The 12,866-nt window shown below is 51.5% G+C and carries 16 protein-coding genes; 6 read left to right on the top strand and 10 right to left on the bottom strand.

Annotated features, from left to right (window positions below; translation table 11 throughout):
* Positions 1-34 precede the first annotated feature (34 nt).
* A complete protein-coding gene (locus tag EVJ32_RS00970) occupies positions 35-367 on the top strand; it encodes an MLKL N-termimal domain-containing protein (protein WP_016508496.1) in 333 nt (110 codons plus the stop codon).
* A gap of 66 nt (positions 368-433) precedes the next feature.
* Here EVJ32_RS00970 and EVJ32_RS00965 read toward each other — a convergent pair whose 3' ends face one another.
* On the bottom strand, positions 434-1,450 hold the full coding sequence (locus EVJ32_RS00965; RefSeq protein WP_131456024.1) for a PTS sugar transporter subunit IIC: 1,017 nt from the start codon (positions 1,448-1,450) through the stop codon (positions 434-436).
* A gap of 128 nt (positions 1,451-1,578) precedes the next feature.
* Complete coding sequence (locus EVJ32_RS00960; RefSeq protein ID WP_131456022.1) at positions 1,579-2,652, bottom strand: M42 family metallopeptidase; 1,074 nt, start codon at positions 2,650-2,652, stop codon at positions 1,579-1,581.
* A gap of 136 nt (positions 2,653-2,788) precedes the next feature.
* Here EVJ32_RS00960 and EVJ32_RS00955 point away from each other — a divergent pair, with 136 nt between their 5' ends.
* From EVJ32_RS00955 to dhaM, 4 genes are all read left to right on the top strand, one after another.
* Positions 2,789-3,091 (top strand): PepSY domain-containing protein, encoded by a 303-nt coding sequence (locus EVJ32_RS00955; protein WP_131456020.1) that lies wholly within the window; start codon positions 2,789-2,791, stop codon positions 3,089-3,091.
* Between the two features lie 104 nt (positions 3,092-3,195).
* The gene (gene dhaK / locus EVJ32_RS00950; protein ID WP_131456018.1) at positions 3,196-4,173 is read left to right on the top strand and encodes a dihydroxyacetone kinase subunit DhaK; all 978 of its coding nucleotides are present in this window, start codon (positions 3,196-3,198) and stop codon (positions 4,171-4,173) included.
* A 19-nt stretch (positions 4,174-4,192) separates the two neighbouring features.
* Positions 4,193-4,783 (top strand): dihydroxyacetone kinase subunit DhaL, encoded by a 591-nt coding sequence (dhaL, locus tag EVJ32_RS00945; RefSeq protein ID WP_131456017.1) that lies wholly within the window; start codon positions 4,193-4,195, stop codon positions 4,781-4,783.
* 1 nt (position 4,784) lies between these two features.
* Entirely contained in the window at positions 4,785-5,144 is a 360-nt protein-coding gene (dhaM, locus tag EVJ32_RS00940; protein ID WP_131456015.1) for a dihydroxyacetone kinase phosphoryl donor subunit DhaM, read from the top strand.
* A 143-nt stretch (positions 5,145-5,287) separates the two neighbouring features.
* Here dhaM and EVJ32_RS16145 read toward each other — a convergent pair whose 3' ends face one another.
* The 3 genes from EVJ32_RS16145 to trmB all read right to left on the bottom strand — a co-directional run bounded on the left by EVJ32_RS16145 (position 5,288) and on the right by trmB (position 6,997).
* Positions 5,288-5,710, bottom strand: a complete 423-nt coding sequence (locus EVJ32_RS16145; RefSeq protein WP_161568761.1) for a hypothetical protein — start codon at positions 5,708-5,710, stop codon at positions 5,288-5,290.
* Positions 5,711-5,734: 24 nt separating this feature from the next.
* The gene (locus EVJ32_RS00930; protein WP_236633357.1) at positions 5,735-6,244 is read right to left on the bottom strand and encodes a hypothetical protein; all 510 of its coding nucleotides are present in this window, start codon (positions 6,242-6,244) and stop codon (positions 5,735-5,737) included.
* 105 nt (positions 6,245-6,349) lie between these two features.
* The gene (gene trmB / locus EVJ32_RS00925) at positions 6,350-6,997 is read right to left on the bottom strand and encodes a tRNA (guanosine(46)-N7)-methyltransferase TrmB (RefSeq protein WP_131456011.1); all 648 of its coding nucleotides are present in this window, start codon (positions 6,995-6,997) and stop codon (positions 6,350-6,352) included.
* Between the two features lie 136 nt (positions 6,998-7,133).
* Here trmB and cydS point away from each other — a divergent pair, with 136 nt between their 5' ends.
* Positions 7,134-7,244 (top strand): cytochrome bd oxidase small subunit CydS family protein, encoded by a 111-nt coding sequence (gene cydS / locus EVJ32_RS16565; RefSeq protein WP_438802343.1) that lies wholly within the window; start codon positions 7,134-7,136, stop codon positions 7,242-7,244.
* A gap of 45 nt (positions 7,245-7,289) precedes the next feature.
* On the opposite strand, the gene EVJ32_RS00920 is transcribed toward cydS, so the two are convergent.
* The 5 genes from EVJ32_RS00920 to EVJ32_RS00900 are packed head-to-tail and all read right to left on the bottom strand — an operon-like array spanning position 7,290 to position 12,860.
* Positions 7,290-8,084 (bottom strand): phosphotransferase family protein, encoded by a 795-nt coding sequence (locus EVJ32_RS00920; protein ID WP_070329440.1) that lies wholly within the window; start codon positions 8,082-8,084, stop codon positions 7,290-7,292.
* 50 nt (positions 8,085-8,134) lie between these two features.
* Positions 8,135-10,300, bottom strand: coding sequence for a type I pullulanase (gene pulA, locus EVJ32_RS00915; protein WP_201738324.1), 2,166 nt, complete (start codon positions 10,298-10,300; stop codon positions 8,135-8,137).
* Positions 10,301-10,317: 17 nt separating this feature from the next.
* Positions 10,318-11,157 carry an NERD domain-containing protein gene (locus tag EVJ32_RS00910; RefSeq protein WP_131456008.1) on the bottom strand — a complete coding sequence of 280 codons (840 nt, stop codon included), beginning with the start codon at positions 11,155-11,157 and terminating at the stop codon, positions 10,318-10,320.
* Positions 11,127-11,702, bottom strand: coding sequence for an RNA 2',3'-cyclic phosphodiesterase (thpR, locus tag EVJ32_RS00905; protein WP_131456006.1), 576 nt, complete (start codon positions 11,700-11,702; stop codon positions 11,127-11,129). Before thpR ends, EVJ32_RS00910 begins: the two co-directional genes overlap by 31 nt.
* 6 nt (positions 11,703-11,708) lie before the next feature.
* Entirely contained in the window at positions 11,709-12,860 is a 1,152-nt protein-coding gene (locus EVJ32_RS00900; protein ID WP_236635488.1) for an MFS transporter, read from the bottom strand.
* Between the last annotated feature and the right edge of the window lie 6 nt (positions 12,861-12,866).

The raw sequence follows: 12,866 nt of genomic DNA, 5'->3' as shown, positions 1-12,866 counted from the left end.
TCAAGGGCGAAGACTATTTGAAAAAGGTGACGATATGACAAAATGGACGCGTGAACAATTAAATCCGGATATGAAACACCCACTCGAACAGCTCGTCGGCGCCGTCGGAATGCTCTCCATTCTCCGCTACGGGTACTTGTTCATCGATACAGATAAGACACGAAGTCAGATTCTCGTTTGGCTCATCGTTGGATTCGCCATCATTTACATCGTAGAACGTGGGTTGAAACGCCTCGTCCGCTACTTGCCGATTGTCAGGAAACGTTTTTTACTTCCCATCTACGCGTTGATACTCACGCTGTTCTTCGTCAGCTTTAGAATCCCGCGCGAAACCGTCGAGACCGTCCGTAACTTCTTCGGCTGGTGATCTGCTCGGCGTCATATGAATAAGCGTCTCGCAACTTGGCGAGACGCTTATTTTTTGTGTGTCGGTTCAATATTCGATTTTCATATCATTCGGCTGAATCCGGTTCATCCGGGTCAATACTTGATATACCGCATAGCTGAGTATGGCCGGACCGACTATCAAGAAACCGAAGACGACGATCAACGTATGCCAACTGAAGCCCATCGTTTCGAGCATGACGATCGGACCGACGAGCCCGCTCGTCCCCATCCCGGCCCCTGCCGCGACACTCTCTAATTCAAACAGCAAGATGGCGATCGGGGCGAGCACCGCACCGGCAACCGTCGGGGGCAGTAGGATCCATGGATTTTTGACGATATTCCCGACTTGAAGCATCGATGTGCCGATCCCTTGGGCAACCGCTCCACCGATACCGTTGTCCCGGTAACTCGTGACCGCGAACCCGACCATTTGGGCCGCACAACCGACCGTCGCCGCACCGGCGGCGATCCCGCTAAGCCCGAGCATGAGCGCGATGGCCGCGCTTGAAATCGGGGCCGTCAACGCGAGACCCATGAGCGTCGCGACGATGACGCCCATAATGAGCGGTTGTTGTTCAGTCCCCCACTCGATCCACGTGCCGAGTTGGGTCATGAACAGACCGACATATTTCCCGATATACGTCGCACTCAAGTAACCAATCGCGATCGTCGTGAATGGCGTCACTAAAATATCAAGCTTCGTTGACTTCGAGACGAGCTTGGCCAGTTCGACCGAAAGAAGCGTCGCGACATAACTACCCGCCGGCCCGAACTCATAGCCGAACGTCCCGACGACGAGCGCTGAAAACAAGATGAGCGGCGGAGCCTGGAGCGCATAGGCGATCGCAATCCCGATGGCCGGTCCCGTCAAACTGATGGCGACGTCTCCGATTTGTTGGAGTGTATCGCCGAGACCGCTAACGCTCGTACCGAGCAGTTGTCCGCCAATCGTCTTCATGATCAACCCGATAATGAGTGTACTGAATAATCCGAGTGCCATATAGCTGAGCGCCGTCACGAAGTAGAGTGACGGGCTGAGCGTGATCCCTTTCTTCTTGAGCATGGGATTCACCCCTCTTTCTATTGTCTTGTCAGCCGTAAAGTTTATGTCTTCACACTTTTCTCAGTATAATCTTTTTCCGGTAAATATCAACAGGAAAAAACGCCACTCAGTTAAAGTGGCGTCGTTCATTAACGGGATGCGCGGAGCGTTTCCATCGTCGAACGGTCTAACCGTTTGACGAGCGCTTTTAGAAGCGCTTTGGCCGCATCGTAGTCATCCGTGTGCAAAATCGAGGCGTGCGTATGAATGTAACGGGCTGCGACGCCGATGACGGCGGTCGGCACACCTTGCCCACTCATATGAATACGACCTGCGTCCGTCCCACCTGGTGACACGAAGTATTGTGTCTTAATGTTTTCATCTGACGCTGTATCGAGCAAGAAGTCACGCATTTCCGGAGACATGACCATGACGCGGTCAAGAATCCGGATGAGCGCGCCTTCGCCGAGCTGACCGAATTCCGTCTTATTGCCGGAAGCATCATTGGCTGGCGACGCATCGAGCACGAGCGCGACGTCCGGCTGAATCATCTCGGCAGCCGTCTGGGCTCCGCGCAGGCCGACTTCTTCTTGGACAGTCGCACCCGAGAACAAAATGTTCGGATGATCTGCTTTGGTCGTCTCTTCGAGCAACTCGACGGCGAGACCGACGCCGTAGCGGTTGTCCCATGCTTTGGCCATAATTTTTTTCGGATGGTGGAGCGGAGTGAATTCACTCGTCGGCACGGCAGGAAGTCCTGGCCGGACGCCCCATGACTCCGCCTCTTCTTTTGAGTCGGCTCCGATATCGATGAACATCTGCTTGATTTCCATCGGCTTGTTCTGCGCCTCAGGCCCAAGTAAATGCGGAGGCGTCGAGGCGACAACACCCGGGATTTTCCCGTTCGATGTTACGATGTCGAACCGTTGTGCCATCAGTACTTGGCTCCACCAGCCGCCGAGCGGTTGTATGTACAGCATGCCGTTCTCTGTGATCCGTGTGACCATGAACGCGACTTCATCCATATGACCGGCGACCATGATGCGTGGTCCCGACTCGTCCCCGACTCGTTTCCCGAAGATTGAACCGATTCCGTCCATCATCACATCATCGACGTGCGGAGTGATCCGGTCACGGACAAATTGACGAACTTCTGATTCGAAGCCGGGCGCTCCTGGCAATTCCGTCAACGTCTTAAATAATTCTCTCGTTTTTTGTTCCATTTTATTTCATCCTTTCACTCGTTCTGGTCTCATTATATACAGAATATTTCGATGGAAGCGAATGCTTTTCATTCCAATGGGGTACAGGTTTTGGTACGATGTACATGATAGCCATAGTTCAAGGGGAGGTAGTCATATGAAGAAAAGATATTGGTTAGTTGGAATCGGGGTTGCCGTCGTTGCCGCACTTATGACGAAAAAAGTGTTAGATGAACGAAGCTTATCGGCTGAAGATGCGCTCGAGTACACGAAACGGGCGTTTTCAGCGAAAGGTCACGTCCAAGGCGCATGGATCTCGGCATCACCGGAGATCTATACTTATGACGGTCGTGAGTATGATGTTTACAAAGGCGGGATTTCGGTCCTCGAGAGCGACGAAGAAACGACGTACCAATTCACGGTCGATTCAGAGACTGGCGCTTTACTTGAATATGTATGAGACAAGGTCGGCGAAACAATTCGCCGACCTTTTTTGTTTAGTCCTTTCGAAAGAGTGGAAAATTGAAAATGGTAGTTTTCAAACTTAAAAAGGAGTGATCCCACGTGAAAAAACTGATTGGTGAAGCAAGTGAACTTGTGTCGCAAATGGTCGAAGGGATGGTACACGCCCATCCTGAACTGTACGGTCGCGTCGAAGGGGTAAACGTCATCTGCAGAGCGGACGGCGCCAAATCCGGAAAAGTCGGACTCGTCTCAGGTGGCGGAAGCGGGCATGAACCTGCACACGCCGGTTACGTTGGCGATGGGATGCTCGACGCCGCTGTTTGTGGTGAAGTGTTCACGTCCCCGACCCCAGACATGGTACTCGAAGGCATCAAAGCGGCGGACGGCGGCAACGGTGTGTTGCTCGTTGTCAAAAACTATTCCGGTGATGTCATGAACTTCGAACTGGCCGGCGAACTTGCCGACGCCGAAGGGATCAAAGTCGATCACGTCGTCGTCGCTGATGACGTCGCGATTTCAAATAAAGAAGACCGCCGTGGCGTAGCAGGCACGGTGTTCGTGCATAAGATTGCCGGAGCCGCAGCAGCGAGCGGGAAGTCATTGGAAGAAGTGAAAGCGCTCGCTAAAAAAGTCGCAGCTCACGTCCGCTCGATGGGAATGGCGGTCGAGCCGTGCTACATGCCAGTGAGCGGTAAACCTGGCTTTGACTTGAACGAGGAAGAGATGGAAATCGGGATCGGGATTCACGGCGAGCGCGGTGTCGAACGGAAACCGACGACCGACGTCGATTCGATTGTCGACGACCTGCTCGAACATCTGACAAAAGAAGTCGAGCCTGGAGAAGTCGCCGTCATGGTCAACGGTATGGGGGGGACACCGCTCTCTGAGCTTTACGTGACGTACCACTTCGTTGCCAAAAAATTAGAAGCGGCTGGTTACACGTTAAAACGTAAATACGTTGGTAACTATATGACATCTCTCGAGATGCATGGTTTCTCCATCACCCTGTTACCGCTCGACGATGAATTGACAAGCTATCTTGACGCGCCATCAGCGGCGCTCGGTTTCAAAATCTAACAAACGAGGTGTTTAATCGATGTTGACGATTGAAGGGTTCAAACAAGCGCTCCGACATGCCCAATCTGAGATTGAAGCGAATAAAGATACACTGACAGACCTAGACCGGGCGATCGGGGACGGTGACCACGGTATCAATATGTCACGTGGCTTTGATGCGGTCGTTGCGATCCTCGACGATGAGTACGCTTCTCTCGGTGAGTTGAGTAAAAAAGTCGGGATGACGCTCATGTCAAAAGTCGGCGGTGCGGCCGGCCCACTCTATGGCTCGGCATTCGTCAAGGCAGCACCGAAATTTGGTGACGCGACCGAGGCCGACTTCGCGCTCGTGAAAGAAGCGCTAGAGGAAGGGACGGCTGCGATCAAAGCCCGAGGCAAGTCCACCGCCGGGCAAAAGACGATGGTCGACGTCTGGGAGCCATTTTTAGACGGTTTGAGCGAGTCAGATAACTTTACCTCAAAGTTGGATCATCTCGTCAATGAGACGGAAAGGATGGTGGCGACGAAAGGCCGCGCCTCGTACTTCGGAGAGAACTCTCGCGGTACAATTGACCCTGGCGCGTTGTCCAGTTCAATCGTCTTGAAAGCGATTATGAAGGAGGTCGGTTAACATCGTAGAGCTCATCATCGTTTCGCATAGCGCTAAAATTGGTGAAGGGATTCAAGATTTGATGAAAGAGATGGCTCCAGCCGTTCCGATTCATCTTGCGAGCGGACTAGAAGACGGCAGTATTGGAACCGATGTGACCCGTATCCTCGAGGCCATCGAAACCGTCGACAAAGAGGCACTCATCCTGTCCGATATCGGATCGGCGACGATGAACGCTGAGCTTGCTATCGATATGTATGAAGGCGATAAGAAAATCAAGTTCTATGACGGCCCGATCGTCGAGAGCGCGTTCGTCGCAGCCGTCTCTTCAGGAAACGGCATGGGTCTTGATCAAATTATGGAACAGTTGAAAATGGCGTAAAAAAAGAGCCAATTCGCGAAAAGCGAATTGGTTCGTCTTTTTTTATGTTCGATGACCTTGAGGCGCTCTACCCGGCACAAGATTGAAAAAATGGTATGTATACGGTCTCTCCAGGCCAGTGAACTGGCCAGCTTCTTCATGTTTTATGCGGTGGCTGCCATAAGGTTGGCGCGATGGACGATGGAGAAGTCGACATGGCGGTCAATCTTACGGACGAGGTGGTTTTTCGGGACCAACTGGTCTAACAAGGCGTCGGTGCGGATCGGTTCATGATGATTCCCTTCCTGTTCGGAGGCGGTGACGGTCCATACATACCGTTTTCCGTTTTCATCGGTTCTAAGAACATATCCAGGGCTTTTTTCTTCGGCCATCGAGGCCTCAGAAAAAGACAAACGGCCGCCAGATGGCGACCGTTTGCGTTGCTCGTCCGACGGCGCCCCGACTCCTGCAGGAAAGCAATCCAACGGAGACCCAGCAGCGACGCGAGTCGCGATGCGGCTCCGGGATTGCCTGCGGAAAGCGTGGGCGCCGGAAGGACGAGCGATTCTATTGATGTTAGTCAACAAGCTGAAGAGCCTCTCGGCTCTTTTTTAACGTGGATTATCGTTTTTCTCATAAATCGGATTCATGTAATCTGTTGTCGAGTAGAAGCGTGGTACGACGAAGAAAAGAATGAGCGCCGGAACCGCGATTAAGAGCAACATGATCAGGACCGGCAACCAGTAGATGATCTGTTGACCGAGCATGTCGATGTTCGCGTCCGAAAACTCGGTCGCGCCTTCGACTTCGACAAGGTCAGCCGTCGTCAGAATCTTGTTGTCCGTCGCATCGTAATAATGGAACTCCGTCTTACGTGTGATGAAGATGCCGTCACGTACCGTATCGAGTTCGACGACCGCTGCGATGACTTCGTTGCCGTTCGAGTGCGTGAGCGTCTCTTCTTTGACGATCTTAGCCGTTCCTTCTTTATAGTCGTAATGCGTCGCTTTCAAATCCTCTTCGAGTGCGTCTAAGAACGCCTCGTTTGCCGAGGTATTGAGTGGTGCGATTGTTAGAATGAAGATTACTGCAAGCAGGCTTGCCCATGCTTTTTTCAACATCCCCATATTCCCCCTTCTCTAATTCCAATTTAGCGTCATTCCTATTGTACCAAGAAGAAAGAAAAAAGTGTGAAGAAAATGCTATCAAAATAAGAAAAAAGCGTGTCAAGTTTTCGGTCGGAACGCTGCTTCCATCCGGTAGATCGGCTGACCCATGGCGCTGAAGCGCTCTTCGTACTCGGTACGAACGTTGTCACCCGGTTCATTCACGTGCAAATCGAGTGAAATATCCGTGAAGTACATGCCGTATTGGCTCATGCTCTCGAGCGAATATTCGAACAGCCCCCGGTTGTCCGTCTTAAAGTGGATTTCGCCCCCACGAGGCAGAATCGCTTCGTATGTGGCCAAAAACGTCTTATACGTCAAGCGGCGCTTCGCATGTCTCGTCTTTGGCCAAGGGTCCGAGAAGTTCAAGTAAACGCGGTCGACTTCCCCTGCTTCGAAGTAATCGACGAGTTGCTTCGCATCGACGGTCAAGACGCGTACGTTTGGCATCGGCGTTTCGACGAGTTTTTGGACGATCGAGACGGCAACGCTCTCGAATAGCTCGATGGCGATGAAGTTGGCGTCCGGGAACTGTTGGGCCATCCCAAGAACGAATTGCCCTTTCCCAGAACCGACCTCGATAAAGAGTGGATTGTCGTTACCGAATTCGGTTTTCCAACCTCCTTTCAACTGTTCGGGATTCGTGATAAATACATGTTCTTGGGCCTGCATGTAATCTTTAGCCCAAGGTTTATGGCGTAAGCGCATTGAAATCCTACCTTTCGTTCATGAAATGTTCAAGTTTCTGCTGACTGAGCCGCTTCACGCGAGCAGTCCCCTTGCGATTATACACGAAATCATTGTTTAATGAACATGAATCATCCCTCACAAGGAGGTTAAATCAATGAGCACGTTAGATCAATTCTTAATCTTTTATGCGGCCCCGCTCACGTTTTTCGGCGCCGTCATCGCTACGTTCGTCTGGGCGTACTTTATGAAACCTGAAGATGTCTGATGTATATCGAAAGGGATGACTCACATTCGTGAGCCATCCCTTTTTTCATTGCGTCCGTTCATCCGCTTCGTCGAGAAGCTCACGAAGCACGGTCAAACCTTCAGCTCTTGCCATGGCGCTCTGTTCACCATAGATGGTCAACACCGTCTGGGCAATCGCGTACCAGTGCATCCGGTAATGCAGATCGGCGGTCAGCGTGATCCCGTAATGACTGAACCACTCTTCCCAATCGACTTCATCGACATAGCTATAGACGACCATCGCCAAATCAAACGCGCGATCCGCGATAATGGCGTCGTCCCAATCGGTCAAATAAAGAAGTCCCGACTCATCCTCAATCCAATTATTGTGATTGAGGTCAGAGTGACAAACGACCAGTTCGCGCTCGTCATCGGGCAGCCGATGGTCTGATAACCAACGGACCGCCTCATCGATCGTCTCATCTGCCTCATCCTGCTCATAGGCGGCACATTGCCGGTACAACAGTTCTGAAGTGACCGGTGTATGGTTTAACTGCTGTAACATGAATAATAGCTCTTTCGAATGATGGATCTTTCCGAGTTGCGCCGCCACTTCGGAACGCTCCATGTCGGCAGGCGATAACTCACGACCTTCGATGAACTGTTGGGCACTGAGAACGTCTCCGTTGAACATCCGCTTCGTCCACAATAGTTTCGGGACGATGCCTTCGGCGGATAGAATCGCTAAAAATGGAGACGAATTCCGTTTAACAAAGATTTTTTGTTGGTGCGTCGTCGCTACGTACGCTTCACCCGTAATCCCGCCTGCGGAAGCCACTGTCCACTCTTCACCGAGGGCACCGATTATATCTGAATACATGTTCATCACGCTCAAATCTCATTGGAAGTTAAAAAGATACAATCACAATATTAACACGCGATAATCGTCATTGACAACGACTCGACTTGAATCTGACTCGGGTTTCGAACAATCGGCGTCAAACTCGCCTTATCCCCTTGCACATATACGTTCCAGTCGCCTTCGGCTTGGAACGTCACTTGCTCGAACGTCCCGTTCAAATACACACGCACTCGCTGCCAAGCATCGTAAGAATGGCTCGCTGTCAGTTCGTAAGCGATCACGCCAGGCGGCGACGGGAGAAACTTGAACTGCTCGACTACTTTTTGACGGGTATCATATCGGAAACACGTGTGGCGCCGGCGTAACTTGAGCAGCGTTTTCACATACTCCACTTCTGTCGCCCGACTGTCACGAAGGTCCCAATCAAAATGATTGATTCGGTCAGGGGCGTTATAGCTGTTCTCTACGCCTTGTTTCGTCCGACCGAACTCTTGTCCGGCGTGAAGGAACGGAACGCCTTGTGACGTGATGACGATCGCTGTGGCCAGCCGTTGCATCCGTAACCTCGTCGTCTCATCCGTATCCTCACAAGCGAGCAGCAATTTATCAAACGTCGTATAGTTATCATGCGCTTCCACATAATTGATCGTATATTGCGGACTCGGGAACCGACCGACGGTGACGTTCGGAATCTGAACGGCACCGGTGATGCATTCACGAAGTTCCCACTCCCGCCATTCGTTCCCGGATACGAAGCCGCGCTCGCGCTCGTTGAACGATGAACCTTTCAGCGCATCTCGCATCATGTCGTTAAAATGACCAATTCGTGGCATATGCGCCGCATTATGGGAAGACGCCTTCAAGGACGGGCCGAGCGGTGTCGCCAAATCCCAACCTTCTCCATAAATCAAGATCGATCGGTCGACTTTATCAAGCGACATTCGAACTTGGTTCATCGTTTCCACATCATGGATTCCCATCAAATCGAATCGAAAACCGTCAACTTGATACGTCGTCGCAAAATAAGTGATGCAATCGACAATCATGCGACGCATCATATACCGTTCAGACGCTGTATCATTCCCGACACCGGTACCGTTTGCGACCGTTCCGTCGTGCTCATACCGGAAATAATAATACGGCACGAGCGCTTCGAGCGATGACTGTTCACGAATAAACACATGGTTCATGACGACATCGACGACGACGCGCATCCCGGTTTTGTGTAACTCATTCACCATTCGGGCATATTCGAGCACTCTTGTTGTCGGGGTGCTTGGATTTGAAGCGTAGCTCCCTTCTAAAGCGAACCAATGAATCGGGTCGTACCCCCAGTTATAAGGCATGCGTGTCAACTCGTCGACACTGCCGAAGTCATGGACCGGGAGCAATTGCAAATGTGTGACGCCTAACTCTTTCAAGTAATCGAGACCGGCACTCTTGTTACCGGTCGTCCGAATCCCGGTTTCGACGATGCTGCCATACAATCCGTTTAGACGGCTCGTCGAAGCGGGGTGGCTGGTGAAGTCGCGGATATGAAGTTCATAGATGACGGCGTCAGTCGCTTTTCGGAGCGGCGGCCGTAACACCGGTTCAACGTGTTTCGTAATCTCGGCTTCGACATCGACCAATACGCCAAATTCGCCATTCAGGCTGACGGCTTTCGCGTAAGGGTCGACGATATCGTTCGTTTCGACCGGTGTTTTGACGTGAAGACGATACAGCAACCCTTCGTAACCTTTCGGCACCTCGGCATGCCAGACGCCGCGGGTACCGCGCATCATCCGAAATCGCTCGATTTCCCGATGCGTGTCTTCATCATGCACCGTCACCCAAATCGAGAAAGCGACAGGCGACCAGACGAATACGTCAATCACATTTATGCCAAAGAGGAGTCCGAGCGGTCCATCGTAGGCGTATCTGCGTTCAAACTCATTCGTCTGGACAATTTCTCTCGGGACGACCACGATCGTTTTATGTCCAGGATGAAATACGGTATAAACCGATTCCAGCGTTACCGGGCGTGCGAGACGAATATCCCGTTCAATCGTCCCGGTCTCAGTTGATCGTTCTTCGAGCACCACGTAAGTGACAGGGCGCCCGTTTTGTTCGATTTGTACTGGAATAGACTCATATTCGGCGATGACTTCGAGTCGAATCGTCTCAAATGAGAGGAGCGTTGCCCGCTCGATCGTCACATGCGTTGTCGCCTGTTGGTCAGGTGTGTGATACATACTCGTTCCATCCTCTCCTACTGATCCAAAAATTGTCGAAACGGCATCTGAGCTGTCGTATCTAGAAGTTTCGCCACATCTCGAATTTGTTGGGCTTTCACGATGGGTGCCCTCGCATTGACTTGTTTCATCCATTGGTCGTAATCAGACCTTGAAACAAACTGGGTCGCGCGTGTCTCTGGCACATGATCGAAATAGCCGTTCGGAGCCAACGCCACTTTTTGGATGACCCCATCATAGGACGGAAGAAACTGTCTTACCATCTCTTCGGTGCGTGTCAATGCGATGAGCGGATTGACTACACGTTTATTTTCCCCTTTGAGCGGTTGATGAATCCAAGTCTTCTGTTTCGATACGTGATAGATGCTGCGGTCTCCTTCAAGCCATTCAACGAGATAAATATGCGACGGTCCAACGATGATATGGCTTAGTTCAACCATGGCCCCGTTCCACTCGACGACAGGACGATACATGAAAAAGTGATGCTCGTTCCATTCTGTGAGCATATGCCGATAACTATAGTCCCGCAAAAAAGCTAATAGTGGCACATCTGCTTCTGTTGCCCCTTCGCACGCAAATTGAAGCTTTTGGATGCGGCGCCGGTTTGTGAGCAGCGTTTGAAATTGCTTTTCCGTCAACGGGTTCGCTTCGAGCTCGATGCGCTCTGTACGACGCCAAAATTTCCACCACGGGTTTTCAAACTCCATGATTTCCGGCGGAGTTAGCCGATTCAAGTCGTGGAGCCTGCGCATTCGCGCCGTATCGGATTCGATATACTCTTGAAAACGATTGAATTGATCGAGCATGTTCCGTTCATATTTAGAAATTACGTCAAAAATTTTAATCGGGATCGCCATGTGTCCTCCTCTGAATGCGCTAGCGGAAATACTTCAACTGCTTCATAGGCAGGAGTCTGTGTCGGATTAATTCGATAGAGCACTACTTCTGTGATTGCTTCTTCCACGTCAAACGCAGGTGCGATATAAGGAATCCGCTCGCCGGTATCCCACTTCTTTGCAAGGGTGACGTGTGCTGCGAACGGTTTCCGATCGATGGCTGAAATCTCTTCTGTCAATTTTCGCCGAAGTGCACTGACGAATGTCGAAAGCGCTACAGACGGATTCGGGATGATTGTCAGCACGCGCGGACGATCGGGTCTCCCAAAATGATCAATCTGCTGAAAACGTAACGTGAACGGCGCCGTTTCGTGCGCCACGTCTCGAGTGATCTCTTTGACTGCCTCTACTTGGTCATCGTCTAACGCCCCTAAAAATTGAAGCGTCAAATGAAATTCCTCTGGCCGATAAACGCGGCGATAGGAATAGAACGGCAAGATGTCCCGTTGGATTTGTTCAAACTGTCGCGCTTCAATCGGGAGCGCTATAAAATAATGTGTCGACATCGCTCGTCATCCTTTCTCGCGGAACCGTCTCAGTCCCAAGAATAAAATCGCGCCGATGACACTGACTGCTGTGTACATCCAAAATACACCGATAATGCTGTCTACTTCAATGATTATCCCGCTCAACTGATTGAACGCGGCCGTCGCCAAGCCCGATGTGACAGCCATATAGACGCCAATCGCTGTCGAGGTGACGTTTAAGCTGACGAGACTTCGGACAAACTGAAGTGCAACCGGAATGAGCAACCCGACGACGAGTCCTTGAACGATGGCAAGCAACCAAACGACCCACAACGACGGTTCGAGTGCGAGCCAACCGTTCCGAAGCGCTGAAATCATAGCTGCCCCCGCGAGTACGTTGACGGTGCCGAGACGTGCGACAACTTGATGCGCCACTTTCATAAACGGGATTTCACAGAGCACCGCTACTAAAAACAACGTCCCGACGAGCGTCGTCGAGCCGCCGATGCTCGTCACATAAATGCCAAAGTAGTAGTTGTTTGCATAAATCGGACCGAAGACGAGCATGCCGCCGACTAAAAACGCCACGAACGGTGCATTCCAAATGGCTGACCAAGCGAACGGGGCGACTGTCGCCGTATGGGTTACACCCGTATCCGCAATTTGCTTCAAGGCGACGGTTCCGACGACGAGTACGATCGCACTAAGCAGAAACGTACTCGATAACCCCCATGACGTATCCGCAATCCGGCCGATCATGAAGACCGCGATGGCAAACCCGGCCGAGCCGAACAAACGGATGGCTCCGTAATCGATTTTAGCACGGGACGTGTAATCGAGCGTCATCATATCGACGAGCGGAATGTGGGCACATTGAAATATCGACCAGGCTACCATTAACAGAATGATCCAGACGTACGACGTCGCAAATAAAAATGTGATCGAGATCGCCGCAGCCGCAATCATTGCTAACATTAACCAGGCGCGGGTTCGGCCCGTGCGGTCGGCAAGCATGCCCCAGAGTGGTTGTACACCGATCGATAAAATAGGCAAGATGGCGACGATCGTCCCGACCTCACTCGGTGACAAATCAAAACGTGCTTGTGAGAAGAACAAGGCCATGTATGGGATGAGGGCGCCTTGTGCGAAAAAGATGGCGACATAAATCGATTGAAACGATTTTTTTTGCTGGTTCACGATCAA

The sequence above is a fragment of the Exiguobacterium sp. SH5S4 genome, assembly GCF_004337045.1.
GTDB lineage: Bacteria > Bacillota > Bacilli > Exiguobacteriales > Exiguobacteriaceae > Exiguobacterium > Exiguobacterium aurantiacum_A.
This window is presented reverse-complemented; position numbering and strand designations above follow the sequence as displayed.